The 21,217-nt window shown below is 65.3% G+C and carries 22 protein-coding genes and 1 other RNA gene; 12 read left to right on the top strand and 11 right to left on the bottom strand.

Annotated features, from left to right (window positions below):
- Positions 1–272: 272 nt before the first annotated feature.
- The 3 genes from pyrC (at position 273) to rnpB (ending at position 2,747) form a co-directional block, all read left to right on the top strand.
- Complete coding sequence (gene pyrC / locus U5A57_RS18890) at positions 273–1,328, top strand: dihydroorotase (RefSeq protein ID WP_321913182.1); 1,056 nt, start codon at positions 273–275, stop codon at positions 1,326–1,328.
- Between the two features lie 98 nt (positions 1,329–1,426).
- Positions 1,427–2,266, top strand: coding sequence for a DUF3025 domain-containing protein (locus U5A57_RS18885; RefSeq protein WP_415774644.1), 840 nt, complete (start codon positions 1,427–1,429; stop codon positions 2,264–2,266).
- Positions 2,267–2,336: 70 nt separating this feature from the next.
- Positions 2,337–2,747: RNase P RNA component class A (gene rnpB / locus U5A57_RS18880), an RNA gene on the top strand.
- 94 nt (positions 2,748–2,841) lie between these two features.
- Here rnpB and U5A57_RS18875 read toward each other — a convergent pair.
- Positions 2,842–3,264 (bottom strand): OsmC family protein, encoded by a 423-nt coding sequence (locus U5A57_RS18875; RefSeq protein WP_321913181.1) that lies wholly within the window; start codon positions 3,262–3,264, stop codon positions 2,842–2,844.
- Between the two features lie 635 nt (positions 3,265–3,899).
- Between U5A57_RS18875 and rplM the strand changes: the two genes are divergently transcribed.
- From rplM to erpA, 3 genes are all read left to right on the top strand, one after another.
- Positions 3,900–4,328, top strand: coding sequence for a 50S ribosomal protein L13 (rplM, locus tag U5A57_RS18870; RefSeq protein ID WP_027795838.1), 429 nt, complete (start codon positions 3,900–3,902; stop codon positions 4,326–4,328).
- 11 nt (positions 4,329–4,339) lie between these two features.
- Positions 4,340–4,732: a 30S ribosomal protein S9 gene (gene rpsI / locus U5A57_RS18865; protein WP_133196235.1), complete on the top strand. Its 393-nt coding sequence runs from the start codon at positions 4,340–4,342 to the stop codon at positions 4,730–4,732.
- Between the two features lie 222 nt (positions 4,733–4,954).
- Positions 4,955–5,320 (top strand): iron-sulfur cluster insertion protein ErpA, encoded by a 366-nt coding sequence (erpA, locus tag U5A57_RS18860; RefSeq protein ID WP_042262553.1) that lies wholly within the window; start codon positions 4,955–4,957, stop codon positions 5,318–5,320.
- An 87-nt stretch (positions 5,321–5,407) separates the two neighbouring features.
- Here erpA and U5A57_RS18855 read toward each other — a convergent pair whose 3' ends face one another.
- A complete protein-coding gene (locus tag U5A57_RS18855) occupies positions 5,408–6,562 on the bottom strand; it encodes an anhydro-N-acetylmuramic acid kinase (RefSeq protein WP_321913180.1) in 1,155 nt (384 codons plus the stop codon).
- Between the two features lie 298 nt (positions 6,563–6,860).
- Here U5A57_RS18855 and U5A57_RS18850 point away from each other — a divergent pair, with 298 nt between their 5' ends.
- The 6 genes from U5A57_RS18850 (at position 6,861) to U5A57_RS18825 (ending at position 11,508) form a co-directional block, all read left to right on the top strand.
- Positions 6,861–7,139, top strand: a complete 279-nt coding sequence (locus U5A57_RS18850) for a type II toxin-antitoxin system RelE/ParE family toxin (protein WP_321913179.1) — start codon at positions 6,861–6,863, stop codon at positions 7,137–7,139.
- A 3-nt stretch (positions 7,140–7,142) separates the two neighbouring features.
- Entirely contained in the window at positions 7,143–7,463 is a 321-nt protein-coding gene (locus U5A57_RS18845; protein WP_321913178.1) for a HigA family addiction module antitoxin, read from the top strand.
- Between the two features lie 154 nt (positions 7,464–7,617).
- Entirely contained in the window at positions 7,618–8,883 is a 1,266-nt protein-coding gene (gene tyrS, locus U5A57_RS18840) for a tyrosine--tRNA ligase (RefSeq protein WP_321913177.1), read from the top strand.
- Positions 8,880–9,350 (top strand): D-aminoacyl-tRNA deacylase, encoded by a 471-nt coding sequence (gene dtd / locus U5A57_RS18835; RefSeq protein WP_321913176.1) that lies wholly within the window; start codon positions 8,880–8,882, stop codon positions 9,348–9,350. Before tyrS ends, dtd begins: the two co-directional genes overlap by 4 nt.
- Positions 9,351–9,353: 3 nt before the next feature.
- Complete coding sequence (locus tag U5A57_RS18830; RefSeq protein WP_321913175.1) at positions 9,354–10,037, top strand: histidine phosphatase family protein; 684 nt, start codon at positions 9,354–9,356, stop codon at positions 10,035–10,037.
- Between the two features lie 325 nt (positions 10,038–10,362).
- Positions 10,363–11,508, top strand: coding sequence for a branched-chain amino acid ABC transporter substrate-binding protein (locus U5A57_RS18825; protein ID WP_321913174.1), 1,146 nt, complete (start codon positions 10,363–10,365; stop codon positions 11,506–11,508).
- Positions 11,509–11,596: 88 nt separating this feature from the next.
- Here U5A57_RS18825 and U5A57_RS18820 read toward each other — a convergent pair whose 3' ends face one another.
- From U5A57_RS18820 to U5A57_RS18780, 9 genes are all read right to left on the bottom strand, one after another.
- Positions 11,597–12,541 (bottom strand): oxygenase MpaB family protein, encoded by a 945-nt coding sequence (locus U5A57_RS18820; protein WP_321913173.1) that lies wholly within the window; start codon positions 12,539–12,541, stop codon positions 11,597–11,599.
- 62 nt (positions 12,542–12,603) lie between these two features.
- Positions 12,604–13,680, bottom strand: coding sequence for a Holliday junction branch migration DNA helicase RuvB (gene ruvB, locus U5A57_RS18815; RefSeq protein ID WP_321913172.1), 1,077 nt, complete (start codon positions 13,678–13,680; stop codon positions 12,604–12,606).
- A gap of 98 nt (positions 13,681–13,778) precedes the next feature.
- Positions 13,779–14,360 carry a Holliday junction branch migration protein RuvA gene (gene ruvA / locus U5A57_RS18810; protein ID WP_321913171.1) on the bottom strand — a complete coding sequence of 194 codons (582 nt, stop codon included), beginning with the start codon at positions 14,358–14,360 and terminating at the stop codon, positions 13,779–13,781.
- Between the two features lie 132 nt (positions 14,361–14,492).
- Positions 14,493–15,035 (bottom strand): crossover junction endodeoxyribonuclease RuvC, encoded by a 543-nt coding sequence (ruvC, locus tag U5A57_RS18805; RefSeq protein ID WP_028201962.1) that lies wholly within the window; start codon positions 15,033–15,035, stop codon positions 14,493–14,495.
- A 176-nt stretch (positions 15,036–15,211) separates the two neighbouring features.
- Positions 15,212–16,777 (bottom strand): bifunctional phosphoribosylaminoimidazolecarboxamide formyltransferase/IMP cyclohydrolase, encoded by a 1,566-nt coding sequence (gene purH / locus U5A57_RS18800; RefSeq protein ID WP_321913170.1) that lies wholly within the window; start codon positions 16,775–16,777, stop codon positions 15,212–15,214.
- Between the two features lie 64 nt (positions 16,778–16,841).
- Positions 16,842–17,075, bottom strand: a complete 234-nt coding sequence (locus U5A57_RS18795) for a Fis family transcriptional regulator (RefSeq protein WP_028216158.1) — start codon at positions 17,073–17,075, stop codon at positions 16,842–16,844.
- Positions 17,072–18,139, bottom strand: coding sequence for a tRNA dihydrouridine synthase DusB (gene dusB / locus U5A57_RS18790; RefSeq protein WP_158756972.1), 1,068 nt, complete (start codon positions 18,137–18,139; stop codon positions 17,072–17,074). Before dusB ends, U5A57_RS18795 begins: the two co-directional genes overlap by 4 nt.
- Positions 18,140–18,345: 206 nt before the next feature.
- A complete protein-coding gene (locus U5A57_RS18785) occupies positions 18,346–19,626 on the bottom strand; it encodes a UbiH/UbiF/VisC/COQ6 family ubiquinone biosynthesis hydroxylase (RefSeq protein WP_321913169.1) in 1,281 nt (426 codons plus the stop codon).
- A 53-nt stretch (positions 19,627–19,679) separates the two neighbouring features.
- Positions 19,680–21,077, bottom strand: a complete 1,398-nt coding sequence (locus U5A57_RS18780; RefSeq protein ID WP_321913199.1) for an aminopeptidase P N-terminal domain-containing protein — start codon at positions 21,075–21,077, stop codon at positions 19,680–19,682.
- Positions 21,078–21,217: the final 140 nt, after the last annotated feature.

Below are 21,217 nucleotides of genomic sequence, written 5' to 3'. Positions count from 1 at the left end.
ATATGATTTTCCAAGCATATCACCGGCCTGCGGGTCGCCAATACGAATTTTGTCGGATGCATTGCAGGCTTGCGTAGAAGGGCGCGTGCCGGCGTCGATGCAGCGCAATTTGTCGTGTGTACGCGACGGTGCGGGCCATGCGTGTGTTGGACTCGCATTGGTCGACGCCTCGCTTTTTCCCCTGATATGCCCGGAATTTCCGGCGGCCTGAGCGCGTTCGAGTGAACGCGCCGGCGATTCCGCTTGACCTATTACTGCGCCTGACTCTAGCCATGAACGCCTCTTCCCTCACGACTCTCACGCTCGCCCGCCCCGACGACTGGCACCTGCACGTGCGCGATGGCGCGATGCTCGCGGCCGTGCTGCCGCACACGGCGCGCCAATTCGGCCGCGCGATCATCATGCCGAACCTCAAGCCGCCGGTCACGACGACGGAGCAGGCCGCCGCCTACCGCGAGCGCATTCTCGCGGCGCTGCCGGCGGGCTCGACCTTCGAGCCGTTGATGACGCTCTATCTCACCGACAACACGCCGCCCGAGGAAATCCGCCGCGCGAAGGCGAGCGGCTTCGTGCACGGCGTGAAGCTGTATCCGGCGGGCGCGACGACGAACTCGGACGCCGGCGTGACGGATATCCTCAAATGCGCGAAGACGCTCGAAGCCATGCAGGAAGTGGGCATGCCGCTGCTCGTGCACGGTGAAGTGACGAGCGCCGACATCGATCTGTTCGACCGCGAGAAGGTCTTCATCGACCGCGTGATGACGCCGCTGCGCCGCGATTTCCCGGCGCTCAAGGTGGTGTTCGAGCACATCACGACGAAGGATGCCGTCGACTACATCCGCGACGATCACGCCGCGCCGGGTCTCCTCGGCGCGACGATCACCGCGCATCACCTGCTGTACAACCGCAACGCGATCTTCCAGGGCGGCATCCGTCCGCATTACTACTGCCTGCCGGTGCTCAAGCGCGAGACGCATCGCGTGGCGCTCGTGGAGGCGGCGACCTCGGGCGACCATCGCTTCTTCCTCGGCACCGACAGCGCGCCGCACCCGAAGGGCCTGAAGGAGCACGCGTGCGGCTGCGCGGGCTGCTACACGGCGCTGCATGCACTCGAGCTCTACGCCGAAGCGTTCGACAACGCAGGCGCGCTCGACAAGCTCGAGGGCTTCGCGAGCTTTTACGGCGCGGACTTCTACGGCCTGCCGCGCGCGACCGAAACGGTCACGCTGCGCCGCGAGACCTGGACGCTGCCCGCTGAAGTCGAGGCCGGCGACACGCCCGTCGTGCCGCTGCGCGGCGGCGAGACAATCGGCTGGAAGCTCGCTTGAGCGAGGCGGGGCACGGTGTGGCTGCGGGCGCAACGATTGGGCTGAGTGGGGCAGCCGATGCGCACGCACCGATGCCCGCGCGCGAACCGCGCCGGACCATGCCGTTAGGTAGCTTCACCGACATCGACTGGTCCCGCCCCTGGTTTGCGCAGCACGAAGCGCGGGGGCGGCGCTGGCAGCAGGCCGCGCTGGCTGGATACGCAGCGTACCTCGATGAACTGAACGCCGACGCGCTCGCCGCCGCCCAAAGCACGGGCCGCGGCAAGCCGCTGCGCTTCATTGCCCAGGACGACCTGCCCGATGGCTCGGCCTACGAGGCGCATATCGCGGCGACGGGCTGCGTGCCGACGCGGCACAATCTCCACGACTTCTTCAACGCGCTTGCCTGGTTCGCGTTCCCGCGCATCAAGGCGACGCTCAACGCACGCCAGGCCGCGGCGATCGACGTACTGGGCGTGGGCCCCACGCGCGGCGGCGTGCGCGACGCGCTCACGCTCTTCGACGAGAACGCGGTGCTCTATGCCTCATCGGACGCGGCGCTCATCGCGGCGCTGCGCGGCTTCGACTGGCGCACGCTGTTCGTGGCGCAGCGCTCGAGCTGGGAAGCCGCGTTCGAAGAGACGATTGGCCAGGCGCGCTGCGAAGTGCGCGTCTTTGGCCATGCGCTGCTCGAAAAGCTGATTTCGCCCTATGCGGCGTGCACGGCGCACGCATGGGTGGTCGAGGTGCCGCAAGCCTATTTCGCGTGGTCGCGCGCGCAACGCGACGCGTATCTGGACGAGACAGTGAGCGTCACGCTCGCCTCCGACGCCGCACTCAACGGGCGCAGCTTCGCACCGCTGCCTGTACTCGGCATCCCGGGCTGGTGGGCGCATAACGAAAGCCCGTCGTTCTACGACGACGCCACCGTCTTTCGCGGCGGCCGCCGCGCTCGCTAAAAGGCCGGCGGGCAGCAATCGATCCGGCCCCCGGCGCGGCGCCTCTGGCCGTGCTAATATCACGCCTCGCAAAGCAGGCCAGGCAGTCGCGGCCCCGAGATTTCGGTCGAGGGGGCGAGGAAAGTCCGGACTCCACAGGGCAGGGTGATGGCTAACGGCCATCCGTGGCGACACGCGGAACAGGGCAACAGAGAACAGACCGCCGATGGCCCGATTTCGGTCGGGATCAGGTAAGGGTGAAACGGTGCGGTAAGAGCGCACCGCGTCTGCGGTGACGTAGACGGCACGGTAACCTCCACCCGGAGCAATTCCAAGTAGGCAGGCGCGCATCTTCGGGATGCAGGATGGGGCCCCCATTCCGTCTGCGGGTAGGAAGCTTGAGCGCGTCAGCAATGGCGCGCCTAGAGGAATGGCTGCCACGCGCGGCGCGTCTTCGGACGCGGCGCGTGCACAGAATCCGGCTTATCGGCCTGCTTTGCAGCCCAAATTTGCCAATGCGCATGCAAAAAGCCGGCGCGGTTCTTCGATGAACCGCGCCGGCTTTTTCTTTTGCCGCCAATCTTCTGCCGCAGATCTTAAGCCGCGACGATCTCGAACGAATGCGTGATCTCGGCGGTCTTGCCGATCATGATCGACGCCGAGCAGTACTTGTCGTGCGAGAGGTTGATTGCGCGCTCGACGGTGGCCGGGTTCAGACTCTTGCCGGTCACGGTGAAGTGGAAGTGGATCTTCGTGAAGACCTTCGGGTCCTCGCTCGCACGCTCGGCCTTGAGCGTCACGCTGCAGCCGCTCACTTCCTGGCGGCTCTTCTTGAGGATCAGCACCACGTCGTAGGCCGTGCAGCCGCCCGTGCCGAGCAGCACCATTTCCATCGGCCGCGGCGCGAGGTTGTGGCCGCCGCCTTCCGGCGCGCCGTCCATGTTGACGAGATGGCCGCTGCCCGTTTCGGCTGCGAACGCCATGCCGTCTTGTCCCATCCAGCTAACTTTGCATTCCATGTGCGTATGCCTCTGCGCGGTTTCTTGATTCAGACGGCATTGTAGCCCGCGCCTTACTGGTATGTCCGGGGGGACACGGCCGCGCGCGCCTTATGCCTTGTGCTTGAATGTTGCGGCGCGATATCCTGGCAACAAGGCGGATTTCCACTAAGCAATTAGGGGTTTCGCTCTAGTGATCCCCCATGCTTTTCGCGTGACTAATTCTCAATGGACTGATTTTTAAGGATTTTTCTCTCGGTGCGCTAGTGCCACGATATTTCATATTGTGGTGTCGTATTTCGCAATGCAAATCCTCTTGCGTCGCACAAGGCCCATCCGTATAATTCGTCTCATTGGTTGTCGTGCTTCACGACACCTCAACATGTCTCCTCCACCCTCCTCCAAAGAGTGGATTAAGCCCGAACAACGCGTTCGGGCTTTTTTTCGTCCGTCGCCCTCGTTTCGCCCCGTCTCTGCCTCAGTGCAAGCAATTTTTTGACTTGCAGCCAAATTTCCTTTTATAATCGTGGGTTTCCCGCATCCATGCCCGCGGGGAAAATGGGGAAACCCAGACAGGGAGAGCCTGCGCCGGCGCCAACGAGCGTCACCATACAAGCAGGACCAAAACAGGGCACAAGTTATTTTTTGGATCGATCATGAAGACTTTTTCCGCCAAGGCACATGAAGTGCAGCGCGAATGGTACGTGATTGACGCGACGGATAAGGTTCTCGGCCGTGTCGCCAGCGAAGTGGCACGCCGTCTTCGCGGCAAACACAAGCCTGAGTTCACCCCGCACGTCGACACTGGTGATTTCATCATCATCATCAACGCCGGCAAGCTGAAGGTCACGGGCAACAAGACCACCGACAAGAAGTACTACCGTCACTCGGGTTACCCGGGCGGTATCTACGAAACGACGTTCGGCAAGATGCAAGAACGCTTCCCGGGCCGCGCGCTCGAGAAGGCCGTGAAGGGCATGCTGCCGAAGGGCCCGCTCGGCTACGCGATGATCAAGAAGCTGAAGGTCTACGCTGACGCAACGCACCCGCACTCGGCACAACAGCCGAAGGCGCTCGAGATCTAAGGGGAGCCCACATGATCGGTAACTGGAATTACGGTACGGGCCGCCGCAAGAGCGCAGTCGCTCGTGTCTTCATCAAGTCGGGCAAGGGCGACATCATCGTCAACGGTAAGCCCATCGCTGACTACTTCTCGCGCGAAACGTCGCTGATGATCGTGCGTCAACCGCTGGAACTCACGAACCACGGCACGACGTTCGACATCAAGGTGAACGTGACGGGCGGCGGCGAAACCGGCCAGGCCGGCGCAGTTCGCCACGGCATCACGCGCGCGCTGATGGACTACGACGCAACGCTCAAGCCGGCACTGTCGCAAGCTGGCTTCGTCACCCGTGACGCACGTGAAGTGGAACGTAAGAAGGTCGGTTTCCACAAGGCACGTCGCCGCAAGCAGTTCTCGAAGCGTTAATTTCGCATTGGCGCTTTGGCCTGTGCTCCTTGCGGAGCACAGCGCTGCTGCAAAAGCCGTCCGCGCTCACTGCGCCGGGCGGCTTTTTCGTTTTTTGTCGGCGCGTCGCACGCTTGGCGCGCAGGCTGCGAAAGTTTGGAGAAACCCTTGATTTTGTGGGCTTAAGCACGATCTCGGGAAGAGCCCTACAATAGCGGCTAGAAGCTTTTTTGGAGAGTTCGAATGAGCGCTGTCACCGAAACTACCGCGACCGAAATGCCCGGTCCCTTCGTTTTCACCGAAGCAGCGGCTGACAAGGTCAAGCAACTGATCGACGAGGAAGGCAACCCGGAGCTGAAGCTGCGCGTATTCGTGCAAGGCGGCGGCTGCTCGGGCTTCCAGTACGGATTCACGTTCGACGAGACGGTCAACGAAGACGACACCGTGATGAACCGCAACGGCGTCCAGCTTCTGATCGACTCGATGAGCTATCAGTACCTCGTCGGCGCCGAGATCGACTACAAGGACGATCTCAATGGCGCGCAGTTCGTCATCAAGAACCCGAACGCGACCACCACGTGCGGTTGCGGCTCGTCGTTCTCGGTTTGATCGATCGACTGCAGTAAAAGAAACGGGGCTTCGGCCCCGTTTTTTATTGGTGCGTGCTCATTCAGCGCGCTCAGTCAGCGGGCCTGGTCAGCGCGGATAAATCGCGCCGAGCACGCGCTCGCCGGCCGCGCCGGTGACGGCGGCAAGATTGCCGGGCTCGCGCGCTACGCAGCGCATGGCGAGCCACGCGAAGGCAAGCGGCTCCACCTGGTGCGGCGGCACGCCTAGCGCCTCGGTGGTCATGACCGGCACACCAGCCACACCGCCCGTTTCGAGCGCCTTCTGCAGCGCCGCCATCAACGCCGCGTTGCGCGCGCCGCCGCCGCAGACGTACACGGCGCGGCAGTCGCTCGCGTGACGCTCGATCTCGCGCGCCACGCTCACGGCGGTCAGCGCGACTAGCGTGGCTTGCACGTCGGCCGGCGTGAGCGACTCGAAGTCCTTGAGTTTGTCGTCGAGCCACTGGGCGTTGAAGAGATCGCGGCCTGTGCTCTTGGGCGGCTGCTGCTCGAAGAACGGTTCGTCCAGCAGGGCGTTCAAAAGCGGCTGATGCAGATGGCCGCTCGCGGCGAACTTGCCGTTCTCGTCGTAGGGCTTGCCCAGATGGCGTTCGGCCCAGAGGTCGAGCAGGGCGTTGGCCGGGCCACAATCGAACCCACGCACGGCACCCGTCGACGAAAGCACGGTGATGTTGCTGATGCCGCCCAGGTTGCAGACCACGCGCGTTTCTTCCTGCGAGCCGAACAGCGTCGCGTGGAACGCGGGCACGAGCGGCGCGCCCTGGCCGCCCGAGGCGACGTCGCGGCTGCGGAAGTCGGCGATCACGTCGATGTGGGTGAGTTCCGCAAGCAGCGCCGGGTTCTGTATCTGCACCGTGTAGCCCTTCTCCGGACGATGCCGCACGGTCTGCCCGTGAGCGCCGATTGCGCGCACATCGCCGGCGGAAACATTGCCCGCGCGCAGCAACTCGTGGCAGCACACCGCATAGCGGGCCGCAAGTGCGTTGCCGGCGAGCGCCTCGCGCTCGATCTCGTTCTCGCCTGGCTGCTGCAACGAAAAGAGCGCTTCGCGCAGCCCCTGTGCGAAACCGACGAAGGCCTCGGCCAGCACCACTGGCCGCTGGCCAGCCTCGAAGCGCACGGCAATGCCGTCCACGCCATCCATGCTCGTGCCCGACATCAGGCCGAAATACACGCCGTCGGCGGCGTGTGCGCTCTCGTTTCGTGCGTCGCGTGGCGCCACGTTGTGCTCCTTGATTAAGACAATTCAGTGTCCTGCGAAGGAATTATCGGCGCAATGCCGTTCGAGCGTAAGCCGAACGGCTGACTGTTGGCTGCCTTCGCGACATGCGACGCTCATCTTCGCCGCTCGAACCCGGGCGGCACTGGAGCCCTGCGCGAAATCAACTTCCAGAAGTCTGAGGGTTGACTGCGCAATGTGTGATCCGTATAGTGAAACTATACGCTATACGGGAGGGCGCGTATTGACCCGATCCTGGCTCCAGACCTATCCATGTTCGTTCTGCTTAGTCTGGAGAATCATGATCAAGTCGTGGAATCACAAAGGGCTGAAGGCGTTCTTCTTCACTGGCAGCAAAGCGGGCATCCGGCCCGATCACATCCCGCGCCTGCGGCGTCAGCTGGCGCGGCTGGACGAGGCCGAGTCGCCGCGGGACATGAACGTGCCACGCTGGCGCTGCCATGCGCTGGAAGGCCGTCTCGACGGGCACCATGCGATTCTCGGCAATGGCAACTGGCGCCTGACCTTCGCGTTCGAAGGCCGCCACGCGGTCCTTGTCGACTATCACGACTACCACTGAGGCATGAGCAAGATGAACGACACGATACGCATGCATAACCCGCCGCACCCCGGCGAAACGCTGCGCGAGGACATTCTTCCCGAACTGGGGCTCACCGTGACCGAAGCGGCTGCGCAACTCGGCGTCACGCGCGCCGCGCTCTCGCGCGTGCTGAACGGCCGCGCCGGTATTTCGCCGGAAATGGCGCTGCGCCTCGAGGCGTGGCTTGGCGAGGAAAACGGGGGCCGCGCCGACCTGTGGCTCGCCATGCAGGCCGCCTACGACCTTTGGCAGGCGCGCGCGAAGGGCATCCCGCGTGTGGAGCGCGCTGCCGCCCGTTCCTGAGCATGAGGCTCGGGGCGCGATGCGAGTCGCCGCAGCGTGCGCGACCCGCAAAGAGCCGCAAAGACCTGCAAAGCGCCGCAAACCTCAGCCTGGCCAGTCGAATCACGTAAAATTGCGGTCTAGACCCAGACTTAACGACAGAACCGATCGAAGCATGAGCAACGAGTCCAACTCCAGCAACGGCGCCAGCGCCGCCGCAAAAGACGCCTTTCCGGTCACCGACGAAGTCCGTCACGCGCTTGCCGTCACGAAGCGCGGCGTCGACGAACTGCTGATCGAAGAAGAGTTCGAGCAGAAGCTCGCCCGCAGCGCGGCCACGGGCAAGCCGCTGCGCATCAAGCTCGGCCTCGACCCGACCGCGCCCGACATCCACATCGGCCACACGGTCGTGCTCAACAAGATGCGCCAGCTTCAGGATCTCGGCCACACCGTGATCTTCCTGATCGGCGACTTCACTTCCCTGATCGGCGACCCGTCGGGCCGCAATGCCACGCGCCCGCCGCTTACGCGCGAGCAGATCGAATCGAACGCGAAAACGTACTTCGAGCAGGCCGCGCTCGTTCTCAACCGCGAAAAGACCGAAATTCGCTACAACAGCGAATGGTCGATGCCGCTCGGCGCCGACGGCATGATCAAGCTCGCGTCGCGCTACACGGTCGCGCGCATTCTCGAGCGCGAGGACTTCACCAAGCGCTTCCAGGGCGGCGTGCCCATCTCGATCCACGAGTTCCTGTATCCGCTCATGCAGGGCTACGACTCGGTCGCGCTCAATGCGGACCTCGAGCTCGGCGGCACGGACCAGAAGTTCAACCTGCTCGTTGGCCGTGAACTGCAAAAGCAGTACGGCCAGGAACAGCAGTGCATTCTCACGATGCCGCTGCTCGAAGGCCTCGACGGCGTCGAGAAGATGTCGAAGTCGAAGAACAACTACGTTGGCATCAGCGAAAAGCCCAACGACATGTTCGGCAAGCTCATGTCCATTTCGGACACGATGATGTGGCGTTACTTCACGCTGCTCTCGTTCCGTCCCATGGACGAAATCGAGGGCTTCAAGCGCGAGATCGAAGCGGGCCGCAACCCGCGCGACTTCAAGGTGCTGCTCGCGCAGGAAATCGTCGCACGCTTTCATTCGCAGGCCGACGCCGAGCGCGCGCTCGAAGACTTCAACCACCGCGCCAAGGGCGGCGTGCCCGACGACATTCCGTCGATCACGCTCGCAGGCGCGCCGCTTGCCATCGGCCAGTTGCTCAAGCAGGCGGGGCTCGTGCCCTCCACGAGCGAAGCACTGCGCAACATCGAGCAGGGCGGCGTGAAGATCGACGGCGCGACTGTGTCCGACAAGGGCCTCAAGGTCGAGGCGGGCGAGTTCGTCGTGCAAGTGGGCAAGCGGCGCTTTGCGCGCGTGACGCTCACCGCATGATTGCCCTGATCCAGCGCGTGCGCCGAGCGGAAGTACGCGTGGCGCAAGGTGGCAGCGAACGCGTGACCGGTGCGATCGGCCAGGGGCTGCTCGCGCTGGTGTGTGCCGAGCGTGGCGACACCGAAGCCAACGCCGACAAGCTGCTCGCGAAGCTGCTCGGCTATCGCGTGTTCAGCGACGCGGCGGGCAAGATGAACCTGAGCGTGCAGAACATCGACGGCAATGGCGCTCCCGGCGGCTTGCTGCTCGTCTCGCAGTTCACGCTTGCCGCCGATACGAACAGTGGCCTGCGCCCGAGCTTCACGCCGGCCGCGCCGCCCGAAGAGGGGCGGCGTCTGTTCGATTATTTCGTCGCCGCCGCGCGCGAGAAGCATCCGACCGTCGAGACCGGCGAGTTCGGCGCCGACATGCAGGTGTCGCTCGTCAACGACGGCCCCGTCACGTTCTGGCTGCAAGTGCGCAACTGAACCATGAACACGCAGATCCTCTTTATCCGCCACGGCGAAACGGACTGGAATCGCATCAAGCGCATCCAGGGGCATATCGACATTCCCCTCGCGCAAAGTGGTGTGGTGCAGGCGCAGCAGCTCGGCGCACGGCTCGCGAAGGAAGTGCAGTCGGGCGCGCGGATCGATGCAATCTGGTCGAGCGACCTGTTGCGCGCGCAACAGACGGCACAGCCCGTTGCGGAAGCCCTGGGTTTGCCGGTGCAGCTCACGGCAGGGCTGCGCGAACGCAACTATGGCGCGTTCCAGGGCCACGACAGCGACGAAATCGCCGAGCGCTTTCCGGACGAGTACGCGCACTGGCAAACGCGCGACCCCGGCTTCGCGCCGCCCGAGGGCGAGTCGCAGCGCGAGTTGTATCACCGCGTGTTGCACGCGCTCGAGCCGATCCTGGCCATGCATCCGGGCGGGCGCATTGCGTGTGTCGCGCACGGCGGCGTGCTCGACTGCGTCTACCGCTTCGCGAACGGCCTCTCGCTCGACGCGCCGCGCGCGTGGCCGCTCCTCAACACGAGCGTGAACGTCGTCGATTTCGAACGCGGCGACTACGTGATGCAGGCGCGCGTCGTCGCATGGGGCGACGTGGCGCATCTGGGCGGCGTTAGCGCCGACGATGGCTTCAAGCGCACGCCGGAGCCGGGCCGCTAATCTGTTTCCTCACACAGCGCGGTGGGCCGCCGCGCTGTCCTGTTTCTCCAGCCTTTCCCTTCCCCGCGTTGATCCCAGTCCCGTCTGACTCCAGGCTAAGGCTCCAGCTATCTCCTTTCCGCTCGCTTGCGGATTCCTTCCAAAGCCCAACCACAAAGTTAAGCGTCCTGCTAACATTTGTCCGACCTTTGGGTGCTCTGGCCACCGGGCTCCTGGCCCGGCTCCGCGTTGTAGAGGGACGCGCGCGCATGGCAGGCGTGAAGCCGCGCGCCCAAGGTTGTTATACGAACGGGTATTCCCAGAAAAAAACGCAGGAGAAAGTTCAATGACGTTCAAGCTTCACAAGCTGCTGCCGGTGAGCGCAGCGGTCATGGCGCTCGCAGCGCTCTCGGGCAACGCGGCGGCCGACCAGGTCGTCAAGATCGGCCACGTCGGGCCGCTCACGGGCGGTTCGGCCCACCTCGGCAAGGACAACGAGAACGGCGCGCGCCTCGCCATCGAGGAAATCAACGCCAAGGGTCTTACGATCGACGGCCAAAAGATTACGCTCTCGCTCGACGCCCAGGACGACGCCGCCGACCCGCGCCAGGCCACCCAGGTCGCGCAGAAACTCGTCGACGACAAGGTCGTTGCCGTGATTGGCCATCTGAATTCGGGGGCATCGATCCCGGCTTCGAAGATTTACAGCGACGCGGGCATCGTGCAGATCTCGCCGTCGTCGACCAATCCTTCGTACACGCAGCAGGGTTTCAAGACGACGTACCGCGTGGTCGCGACCGATGCCCAGCAAGGCCCCGCGCTTGCCGACTACGCAGCGAAAAGCCTGAACGTGAAGACCGTGGCCGTGGTCGACGACTCGACCGCGTATGGCCAGGGCCTCGCCAACGAGTTCGAGAAGACGGCGAAGTCGCTTGGCATGAAGGTGCTCTCGCACGACGCGACCAACGACAAGGCCGTGGATTTCCGCGCGATCCTCACGAAGATCAAGGGCGAGAACCCGGACGCGATCATGTACGGCGGCATGGACGCCACCGGCGGTCCGTTCGCGAAGCAGGCGAAGCAACTGGGGCTGCGCGCGAAGGTGCTGTCGGGCGACGGTGTGTGCACGGAAAGCCTCGCGGAGCTGGCGGGCGCGGCGACCGACAATATCGTTTGCTCGCAGGCGGGCATGGCGGTCGAGCGCATGAATGGCGGCGCGGCGTTCGCGGCGAAGTACCAGAAGCGCTTCGGTCACCCGATCGAATTCGATGCGCCGTTCACGTATGACGCGGTGTACATCGTCGTCGATGCGATGAAGCGCGCGAACTCGACTGATCCCGCGAAGGTCCTCGCGCAGATCCCGGGCACGGACTACAAGGGCGTGATTGGCGAGACCACCTTCGACGCGAAGGGCGACCTCAAGCACGGCGTGATCTCGCTCTACAACTACAAGGCAGGCAAGAAGACGCTGCTCGACGTGGTGAAGATGTAAGCACGCAGGCGCCAGGTCATCTCGGCGCGCTGCAAACGGAACGGCCAACCGGCGCGAGCGGGTTGGCCGTTTTGCTATTGCGCAGTGCTTATTGCGCGGGTTTGGCCGCAGCCCGCCGCCGCGCGCGTTTGGACACGCCATTGACGAGCGCCCAGCGCAATACCGGTGCGACCGCTCGCATGCCAGGCTGCACGAGCGCGCGGCGCGCAAAGGAGAAGGAGTCGAAGCCGAGCATCTGCTGCGCGAAAGGCGGCAACAGGTCGATGCCCGCATTCCTGATCAGCGCGCCAGCAGGGCGCATTCCCGGTCGCGGCGCCGGCGCATCCATGAGCACGCGCACGACCTCGAACGTGCGCTCGCTCGCGACGAGTTCGGGCTGCATCGACTGCAAATACGCATCGACTTCGGCGCGCGAGCGTGGCACGTTCGCAGCGCCCAGCAGTTCGGCAATGCGCGCGACTTCGGCGTAGTACTGATCCTGCATCGCACCGGGCAGCGCGGGATTCACGAAGCGCAAATACGCGCCGAGAAAGCTCGATACTTCGGCCACGTGCACCCACGTCAGCAATGCGGGATCGCTCGCGCGGTAGGGGCAGCCATCGGGCGCGGTGCCCGTCACGGCGAAGTGAATCGTCTTGACGCGTTCGATCAAGGCCAGCGCGTCGGCGCGGCTGCCGTATGTCGTGCCCGCGATGAAAGTCGCGGTGCGCCGCAGCCGCCCGAGTATGTCGATGCGAAACGTCGAATGGTCCCACACGCCGGCGAGCGCATGCGGATGCAGCGCCTGGAGCAGCAGCGCGCTCACGCCGCCCGCCATCATCGCGGCGAAATCGGCGTGGACTTTCCAGCAGACGGCGTCGGGGCCGAAGAGGCCCGGGTCGCCCGGCGGATGCGAGTAATCGAGTCTCGGGCCGCTGCCCGTGGTTAGATGCGTGATGCTTTCGGCGAGCGTCATGCGCAGGCGGCGCACGAGTTGACCGGCAAGGCCGGTCGGCTCGGGAGCGTTGGGAGGCAGGCCAGCATGATCGGACATCGTGCTCTCGCTCGCGCTGCGTTGAAGTGCGTTGAAGGTGTGCCGCGCAAATGTACTGCGGCTTACGACGCGTCCGGTTCCCAGTCGCCGCCCGTCGATGCGTCGTCTGGCACCGTGAGGCCGAAGTGGCGATAGCTCAGTTGCGTGGCCACGCGGCCGCGCGGCGTGCGCTGCAGATAGCCCTGCTGGATCAGATACGGTTCGAGCACGTCCTCGATCGTGTCGCGTTCCTCGCCGATTGCGGCGGCGAGATTGTCCACGCCCACCGGGCCGCCGTCGAACTTGTGCAGGATGGCTTCGAGCAGCTTGCGGTCCATCAGGTCGAAGCCCACGGGGTCGACGTCGAGCATGCGCAGCGCGGCGTCGGCGACCTTGGCGGTGATCGCACCGTCGGCTTTCACCTCGGCGTAGTCGCGCACGCGGCGCAGCAGACGGTTCGCGATACGCGGCGTGCCGCGCGAGCGGCGCGCGATTTCGAGCGCGCCGTCAGGGTGAATCTGCGCGCCGAGCAGCGATGCGGAGCGTTGCACGATGCGCGAGAGTTCACTCGCGTTGTAGAACTCGAGGCGCGAGACGATGCCGAAGCGGTCGCGCAGCGGGTTCGTGAGCATGCCCGCGCGCGTGGTCGCGCCCACAAGCGTGAACGGCTGGAGGTCGAGCTTCACGCTGCGCGCGGCCGGCCCTTCGCCAATCATGATGTCGATCTGGTAGTCCTCGAGCGCCGGATACAGGATTTCCTCGACGACCGGCGAGAGCCGGTGAATTTCGTCGATGAAGAGCACGTCGTTGGCTTCGAGATTGGTGAGCAGCGCTGCGAGATCGCCCGCGCGTTCCAGCACGGGGCCCGACGTCTGCCGCAGATTGACCCCCATTTCGCGCGCGATGATGTGCGCGAGCGTGGTTTTGCCGAGGCCCGGCGGTCCGAACAGCAGCACGTGGTCGAGCGGTTCGGAACGGCGCTTCGCGGCCTCGATGAAAATCTCGAGTTGGCCCCGCACCTTTTCCTGGCCGACGTATTCGTCGAGCTGGCGCGGGCGCAACGCGCGTTCGAACGCTTCCTCGTGGGTCGAGGCGGGCGTGGCGGCGATCACGCGGTCGGCGCCGGCGTGGTTGGCGGCGAGTTTGTCGGTTTCGATCATCCAGCGATTGTACCGCGCAGACTATGCGGCGGCGGGCCGTCCCGAACCCCGGGATCGTGCCGCAACTAACAGCCTGGCTCGAGCCTGCGCGGCGGCGATCAGGCCTTCGAAAGCGCCTTGAGCGCGAGCTTGATGCCTTCGGAAACGCCGGTGCCGGCGGGCACGTTTTTGATCGCGGCGAGCGCCTCCTTCTCCGAATAGCCGAGCGCAAGCAGCGCGTTGAGGATGTCGTTCGCGTGGTCGGAAGGCGAAGCGGCGGCGGCCATGGCGCCGAGGTCCGCACCGAGCTTGCCCTTGAGTTCGAGCAGCAGACGCTCGGCCGTTTTCTTGCCGATGCCGGGCACGCGCGTGAGGCGCGCCGCATCTTGCTGTGTGACCGCTTGCGAGAGGTCGTGCACGCTCATGCCCGAGAGCACGGCGAGCGCCATGCGCGCGCCGATGCCGCTGATCTTGAGCAGTTCGCGAAACGTCGAGCGTTCCTCTTGCGTGCCGAAGCCGAAGAGCAGATGCGCGTCTTCGCGCACGATCATCTGCGTGAGCAACACGATTTTTTCGCCGTTGCCGGGCAGGTTGTAGAACGTGCTCATCGGCACGTCGACTTCGTAGCCGACGCCGTTGCAGTCGATGAGCAGGTGCGGCGGGTTCTTTTCCAGCAATACGCCGGCAATGCGACCGATCATGGCGGTTTCTGTGATGAGGGAAAGCTCAAGAGTGTAGCGGAGGGCAGGGTACTCCGGAGCGCATGGCTGGAACGTTGGCCGTTTGGGCGAGGCGCATTAGTCGCGTAGTCAGCCACACATTCAACCGCGCATTTAGCCTATCAACCGTCCACGACGCACCCGCATGCCCTTCTTCGCGAGCGCAGGCGCAAGCCCGCCGAGCGTGGCAAGCGCATCCCCGCCGTGCGCGTGGCAGATCGCCATGCCGAGCGCGTCGGCGGCGTCGGTGCCGGGCGTGCCCGTGAGGGCGAGCAGGCGCACGACCATTTGCTGCATCTGCTCTTTGGTCGCGCGTCCGTAGCCCACCACGGCTTGCTTGAGTTGCAGCGCGGTGTATTCGGCCACCGGCACGCCGCCCGAAACCAGCCCGCAAATGGCAGCGCCGCGCGCCTGGCCGAGCAGGAGTGTGGACTGCGGATTGACGTTGACGAACACTTTTTCGATCGCCGCCTGGTCGGGCGCGTGCTGGCGGATCAGCGTGGAGACGCCCTCGAAAATGGTGCCTAGGCGCGTGGGCAGATCGGCATCGGCGGTGCGGATGACGCCGCTTGCGACATACGTGAGCTGATGGCCGTGACGCTCGATCACGCCGAAGCCGGTGACGCGCAAGCCGGGGTCGATGCCGAGAATTCTCATGAAATGCGGGAAAAACGAATGTGCTGCGATGGTACAACGAACGGCCTACCTGCCGCGAGCCTTGAGGGCGCGAGCGAAGGCGGCGCGCCATGCAAAGAAAAAGCCCGCGGGACGCAAGTCCGGCGGGCCTGGCTCAAGCGGCGCGTCACGTGCAGGTCACGCGCCGCGCGCAAGGATCAGTGACGGAAGTGGCGAATGCCCGTCATCACCATGGCGATGTTGTGCTCGTCGGCGGCGCCGATCACTTCGTCGTCGCGCATCGAGCCGCCCGGCTGGATCACGCAGGTCGCGCCTGCGTTGACCACTACGTCGAGACCGTCACGGAACGGGAAGAACGCGTCCGACGCGACCGCCGTGCCCGCGAGCTTGAGGCCCGCGTTTTCGGCCTTGATGCTGGCGATGCGCGCCGAGTCCACGCGGCTCATCTGGCCTGCGCCCACGCCCATCGTCATGCCGTTTGCGCAGAACACGATGGCGTTCGACTTCACGAACTTCGCCACGCGCCATGCGAACAGCAGATCGTCCATTTCCTTCGGCGTCGGGTGGCGCTTCGTCACGACGCGCAGTTCGTGCGGCTGCACGTTCTTCGCATCGAGCGATTGCACGAGCAGGCCGCCGCCCACGCGCTTGAGGTCGAACGCGTTATGGCCATCGCCCAGCGCGATTTCCAGCAGACGCACGTTCTGTTTCGCGGCGAATACGGCCTTCGCGGCTGCCGAGAACGACGGCGCGATCAGCACTTCGACGAACTGCTTCGCCACGGCTTGGGCCGCCGCTTCGTCCACTTCGCGGTTGAACGCGATGATGCCGCCGAACGCCGAGGTCGGGTCGGTCTGGAACGCCTTCGAGTAGGCTTCGAGCGCGTTCGCGCCGATCGCCACGCCGCACGGGTTCGCGTGCTTGATGATCACGCAGGCCGGGGCGTCGAACGTCTTCACGCATTCCCAGGCCGCGTCCGAGTCGGCGATGTTGTTGTACGAAAGTTCCTTGCCCTGGAGCTGCGTGTAGTTCGCGAGCGCGCCGGCGGGCGTCGTGAGGTCGCGGTAGAACGCGGCGCTCTGGTGCGGGTTTTCGCCGTAGCGCAGGTCCTGGACCTTGTCGAACGCGAGGTTCAGCACGGCCGGGTAGGTGTTGCGCGACTTGTGCTCGAGCGCTTCGGTCAGGCTCGTGAGGTAGTTCGTGATCGCGCCGTCGTACTGCGCCGTGTGCGAGAACACCTTGGTCGCGAGACGGAAATTCGTGGCGTAGCTCACGGTGTTGCCGTTCGCGCGCATTTCCTCCAGCACCTTCGCGTAGTCGGCCGGGTCGACCACCACGGTCACGTCGCGATGATTCTTCGCCGCCGAGCGCAGCATGGTCGGGCCGCCGATATCGATGTTCTCGATCGCGTCTTCGAGCGTGCACTCTTCCTTCGACACCGTCTGGACGAACGGGTAGAGGTTCACGACGAGCAGGTCGATCGTCGGGATGTCGTGCTTTTCGAGCGCGGCCATGTGCTCGGGCAGGTCGCGGCGCGCAAGAATGCCGCCGTGGACCTTCGGGTGCAGCGTTTTCACGCGCCCATCGAGCATTTCCGGAAAGCCGGTGTAGTCGGCCACTTCGGTGACGGGAAGGCCCGCGTCCGCGAGCAGTTTCGCGGTGCCGCCGGTCGACAGGATCTTGACGCCGAGATCCGACAGGGATTTCGCGAAGTCGACAATGCCTGCCTTGTCGGAAACGGAGATGAGCGCTTGCTTGATCATGATGTGGGAGAGTTGCCGATAGATCGAGGAGTCCGCGCCGAAGGTCCAGTAAAACGCAGCGGCGTTACAGCAGGCCGTGCTGCTGGAGCTTCTTGCGCAGCGTGTTGCGGTTGATGCCGAGATACTCGGCGGCCAGCGACTGATTGCCGCCTGCCTGCTCGAGCACCACCTCGAGCATCGGTTTTTCGACGCACGCCATTACCATTTCGTAGACGTCGTGCGGATTGCTGCCGTCGAGGTCCTGGAAGTAGATGCCAAGGCTCTCGCGGACGGATTGTTCGATGTTGTGCTTGCTCATGCTGCCAGTCGATCGGTTGATTCGTCGCTGCCGTCGCTGTCGTTGTTCTCGTCGTCGACGTAGACGAGGCGCTCGGAGCGCGCCTTCTGTTCGTCGAAGAACTGGTTGACGGCGACAAGCTGCTCGCGCGTGGTGTCCAGCGTATTCATGCGATGCCGGAACGTGTTGGCGCCGCAAAGGCCGCGAGTGTACCAGCCGATATGCTTGCGTGCAGTACGCACGCCCGTAAATTCGCCATAAAACGCGTAGTGGTCCTCCAGATGCTCATTCATGATCGACTGGATTTCGTCCACGCGCGGCGGCGGCAACAGTTCGCCCGTCGCGAGGAAATGTTCGATTTCGCGGAACAGCCACGGGCGCCCCTGCGCTGCGCGGCCGATCATGATGGCGTCGGCGCCCGTGAGCGCGAGGACCTCTCGTGCCTTTTGCGGCGACGTAATGTCGCCGTTCGCGACCACCGGAATCCGTGCCGCGGCTTTCACTGCGGCGATCGTTTCGTACTCCGCTTCACCGTGATAGAGGTCGGCGCGCGTGCGGCCGTGCACGGTGAGCATGGAGATGCCGCTTTCTTCGGCAATACGCGCGATGGTGAGCGCGTTGCGGTTGTCGCGGTCCCAGCCCGTGCGGATCTTGAGCGTAACGGGCACGGCGTCGGGGCCCACGCCCACGGCGTCGACCACGGCCTTGACGATGCGCGCGACCAGCGGCTCGTTCTGCAGGAGCGCCGAGCCGGCCGCGACGTTGCAGACCTTCTTGGCCGGGCAGCCCATGTTGATGTCGATGATCTGCGCGCCGTTCGCCACGTTGTAGCGCGCGGCTTCGGCCATCATGTCCGGATCGGCGCCGGCGATCTGCACGGAGATGGGTTCCACTTCGCCCGCGTGATTGGCGCGGCGCATGGTCTTTTCGCTCTTCCAGAGCTGCGCGTTGGATGCGACCATTTCGGACACCGCATAGCCCGCGCCGAGGCGCTTGCACAACTGACGGAACGGCCTGTCCGTGACGCCCGCCATGGGGGCGACGAACAGGTTATTACGCAAGGTGTGACGGCCGATAGTGAACATGACGCGCGGGCGAGGCCGGTGCCGCGACCCGGATGGCAATCCGGCTGGCGCGGCGAACGGCGTGAATTTGCAAAAGGGGAAACGCGTATTTTAGCGTTAACGGGATGCAAGGTCGCGCAGCGCGGACCCTGGTCTTGTTGTAGGGCGGCGCTTCAGCGTGAAAACAATCATGCAAAAAAAAGCGATGCGACCCTTAGTTGGCTGACTCAACTCCGCTGCCCAAACATCATCTGCCGCGCGAGCGCCGTCTTCACTGGCGGCGCGAATTCGAGCGCCGTGAGCGCGAGCCCGCGCAGCGTGGCGAGCGGACCGAAATCGACGGTGAAAAGGCGGGCGAGCGTATCCGTTGCGCCGATCGTCATGCGCCGGTCGAACGCGCGGCGGCCCGCGAACTCGGCGAGCGCGCGCGGCGTGGCGCCGTGCTGCGCGAGTGAATCGGCAAGGGCGTGGGCGTCGCGCAGGCCGAGATTGAGGCCCTGGCCCGCCACCGGATGCAGCGTCTGCGCGGCATTGCCGACCGCTGCGATGCGGCCGTTACCGGAAACGAGGGCGTCGAGCGCGTTCAAGCCGAGTGGGAAAGCCGCGCGACCGTGAATGTGCGTGAAGCGGCCCATGCGCGGGCCGAACGCCACACCGAGTTCGGCGAGGAAGTCGGCGTCGGAAAGCTGCGCGCGCCGCTCGGCTTGCGCAGGCGAGCAGCACCACACGAGCGCGTAGTCCGCGCCGCGCACGCCGCCCATCGGCAGGAGCGCGATTGGGCCTTCGCTCGTGAAACGCTCCCACGCCACGTGTGGCTGCGGGGCCGCGAGCGTCACCACGCCGACCAGCGCCGTTTGGCCGTAGTCGCGCGTGCGTTTGGTTTCGGCGGCCGGCACGATCGCATTTGCGTCGGCTTCGTCGGAATCGTTTTGCGTATCGCGCTGGGGCAGCGGGCGATACAGGCCGCCTTCGGCGTTCACGAGGATGCGCGTGCGCAACTGCCGCTCAACGCCCGCGCTCACGACCGGCAGCGTCACGCCGTCGTGCTCCACGACGGGATCGTGCGCCTGCGTGTGATGCAGCCAGTGCACCGGCGTGCCGTGCACGGCACGCGCGAGCGCCTGAACGATCGCGCCGTAGCGCGCCACGTAGCCAAGCGCGGGCAAGTCGTAGTCGTGCCGGTCGATCAGCGTGCGCCCGAAATGGCCGCGCTGCGAGACATGAATACGCTCGATAGACGTCGCGTCGTGCGGCCATGCGAGCGCCTCGAGCAGCGTGCGGCTGCCCTGCGAAACGGCAATGGCGCGCGGGTCGCCGGCGCTGTCCTCGGGTTCGCGCGCGTCGATCAGCGCGATCGAGAGCCCTTGCGTGGCGCTGCGCCGCGCGAGCCACCCCGCGAGCGCGAGACCCACCGGCCCGGCGCCGACGATCGCCACGTCGTGATCGAAATGAGCGGGCGTGTTCGCGCCGGTGGAAGTGTCGTTCGCGCTGCCGGAAACTGCGTTCATGTCGTTTGCTTCGTTTCGTGTGGGATCTTCGCGTGGTTGTGTCTGCGCTTGCGTCAGGCGCCGCGCTGCGCGTCCTGCATCAGCGCTTCGATTTCATCGGCCGCAACGGGCACGCCGCGCGTGATCAGCTCGCAGCCCGTTTCGGTGACGATCGCGTCGTCCTCGATGCGAATGCCGATGTCCCAGTAGCGCTCGGGCACGTCCTCTGCCGCGCGGATGTAGAGGCCTGGCTCGATCGTGAGCGTCATGCCGGGGCGCAGCGTGCGCCAGGGCGGCGGGGCGTCGGGTTTTCCGGCGCTCGGCGCAATATCGCGCTCACGATAATCGCCCGCGTCGTGCACATCCATGCCGAGCCAGTGCCCGGTGCGATGCATATAGAAGCGCGCATAGGCGCGCTCGGCGATCACGTCGTCGACGCTCGCAAAGCGCTGCCGGTCGATGATGCCGGTATCGAGCAGCCCCTGCGCAAGCACGCGCACCGCGGCGTCGTGCGGCGCTTCGAAGTTCACACCGGCGCGCGTGGCATCGACGGCGGCCTGCTGGGCGGCGAGCACGATGTCGTAAAGCTCGCGTTGCGCGCCGGTGAAGCGGCCGCTCGCGGGGAACGTGCGCGTGATGTCCGAGGCGTAGCCGTTCAACTCGCACGCGGCGTCGATGAGCACGAGGTCGCCCGCGCGCGCCACCGCGTTGCCCGCCGGGTAGTGCAGCACGCACGCGTTCGCGCCTGCCGCGACGATCGAGCCGTAGGCGGGGGCCTGCGCGCCGTGCTTGCGGAACGTGTAAAGCAGCTCCGCCTCGATCTCGTATTCGCGCATGCCGGGCCGGCATGTCTGCATCGCGCGCACGTGCGCGAGCGCCGAGATCTTCGCGGCGCGGCGCATCGTGTCGAGCTCGTGCGCGTCCTTGATCACGCGCATGTCGTCGAGCAGCGGCAGCAGGTCGTATGCGGCTACGGGCGCGGTGATGCCGCTGCGCCCCTGCGCGCGCACCGCATCGATCCAGCGCTTCACCTGCGCGTCGAAGCGCCCGGAAGCCGCGAGCGCGTAGTGCAGCGCCGGACGGTTCGCAATGAGCTGCGGGATGCGTGCGTCGAGTTCGTCGAAGGGAAACGCGGCGTCGAAGCCGAACGCCTCGCGCGCGGCGTCGGGACCGAAGCGAAACCCTTCCCACGTTTCGCGCTCGACGTTCTTCGCGCGGCAGAACAGGATCGCGGCGGGCTGGTTTTCACCCGCGTTCGCGTCGAGCACGAGCAGCGCCTCGGGCTCCGTGAAGCCGGTGAGGTAGTAGAAGTAGCTGTCGTGCCGATAGGGATAGTCCGCGTCGCGATTGCGCAGTGCCTCGGGCGCGGTCGGCACGAGCGCGACGCCACCGCCTTGCGCGCGCAACGCCGCAAGCACACGCTCGCGGCGCGCGCGATAGAGCGCCGCGCCGCCGTCGGGGCCGCGCTGCATGTCGGCTGCGTCGGCCACGTTGGCGGCTGGGTGGGCTTCGCTCGAGGCGGCCGGGGCGCTGTGCTTGAGGGTCGAGTCCATCGTGAGATTGTAGCGCTGGCTACAAACGGACGCGCGTGGTCGCGGTCAGCCGCAGTGAG

This window comes from Paraburkholderia sp. J11-2, from assembly GCF_905220185.1.
Classification (GTDB): domain Bacteria; phylum Pseudomonadota; class Gammaproteobacteria; order Burkholderiales; family Burkholderiaceae; genus Paraburkholderia.
The sequence above is the reverse complement of the archived record's forward strand: the minus strand, read 5'-3'. Positions and strand labels throughout refer to the sequence as shown.

Excerpts from the sequence above, each read along its gene's own strand:
- rpsI (WP_133196235.1), top strand. The coding sequence starts at position 4,340 with ATGATCGGTAACTGGAATTACGGTACGGGCCGCCGCAAGAGCGCAGTC.
- ruvB (WP_321913172.1), bottom strand. The coding sequence starts at position 13,680 with ATGATCGAAACCGACAAACTCGCCGCCAACCACGCCGGCGCCGACCGC.
- U5A57_RS18785 (WP_321913169.1), bottom strand. The coding sequence starts at position 19,626 with ATGAACGCAGTTTCCGGCAGCGCGAACGACACTTCCACCGGCGCGAAC.
- U5A57_RS18875 (WP_321913181.1), bottom strand. The coding sequence starts at position 3,264 with ATGGAATGCAAAGTTAGCTGGATGGGACAAGACGGCATGGCGTTCGCA.
- dusB (WP_158756972.1), bottom strand. The coding sequence starts at position 18,139 with ATGTTCACTATCGGCCGTCACACCTTGCGTAATAACCTGTTCGTCGCC.
- U5A57_RS18850 (WP_321913179.1), top strand. The coding sequence starts at position 6,861 with ATGATCAAGTCGTGGAATCACAAAGGGCTGAAGGCGTTCTTCTTCACT.
- tyrS (WP_321913177.1), top strand. The coding sequence starts at position 7,618 with ATGAGCAACGAGTCCAACTCCAGCAACGGCGCCAGCGCCGCCGCAAAA.
- rplM (WP_027795838.1), top strand. The coding sequence starts at position 3,900 with ATGAAGACTTTTTCCGCCAAGGCACATGAAGTGCAGCGCGAATGGTAC.
- erpA (WP_042262553.1), top strand. The coding sequence starts at position 4,955 with ATGAGCGCTGTCACCGAAACTACCGCGACCGAAATGCCCGGTCCCTTC.
- U5A57_RS18795 (WP_028216158.1), bottom strand. The coding sequence starts at position 17,075 with ATGAGCAAGCACAACATCGAACAATCCGTCCGCGAGAGCCTTGGCATC.
- U5A57_RS18830 (WP_321913175.1), top strand. The coding sequence starts at position 9,354 with ATGAACACGCAGATCCTCTTTATCCGCCACGGCGAAACGGACTGGAAT.
- dtd (WP_321913176.1), top strand. The coding sequence starts at position 8,880 with ATGATTGCCCTGATCCAGCGCGTGCGCCGAGCGGAAGTACGCGTGGCG.
- U5A57_RS18885 (WP_415774644.1), top strand. The coding sequence starts at position 1,427 with ATGCCGTTAGGTAGCTTCACCGACATCGACTGGTCCCGCCCCTGGTTT.
- U5A57_RS18845 (WP_321913178.1), top strand. The coding sequence starts at position 7,143 with ATGAGCAAGATGAACGACACGATACGCATGCATAACCCGCCGCACCCC.
- purH (WP_321913170.1), bottom strand. The coding sequence starts at position 16,777 with ATGATCAAGCAAGCGCTCATCTCCGTTTCCGACAAGGCAGGCATTGTC.
- ruvC (WP_028201962.1), bottom strand. The coding sequence starts at position 15,035 with ATGAGAATTCTCGGCATCGACCCCGGCTTGCGCGTCACCGGCTTCGGC.
- U5A57_RS18825 (WP_321913174.1), top strand. The coding sequence starts at position 10,363 with ATGACGTTCAAGCTTCACAAGCTGCTGCCGGTGAGCGCAGCGGTCATG.
- U5A57_RS18820 (WP_321913173.1), bottom strand. The coding sequence starts at position 12,541 with ATGTCCGATCATGCTGGCCTGCCTCCCAACGCTCCCGAGCCGACCGGC.
- U5A57_RS18780 (WP_321913199.1), bottom strand. The coding sequence starts at position 21,077 with ATGCAGCGCGGCCCCGACGGCGGCGCGGCGCTCTATCGCGCGCGCCGC.
- pyrC (WP_321913182.1), top strand. The coding sequence starts at position 273 with ATGAACGCCTCTTCCCTCACGACTCTCACGCTCGCCCGCCCCGACGAC.
- ruvA (WP_321913171.1), bottom strand. The coding sequence starts at position 14,360 with ATGATCGGTCGCATTGCCGGCGTATTGCTGGAAAAGAACCCGCCGCAC.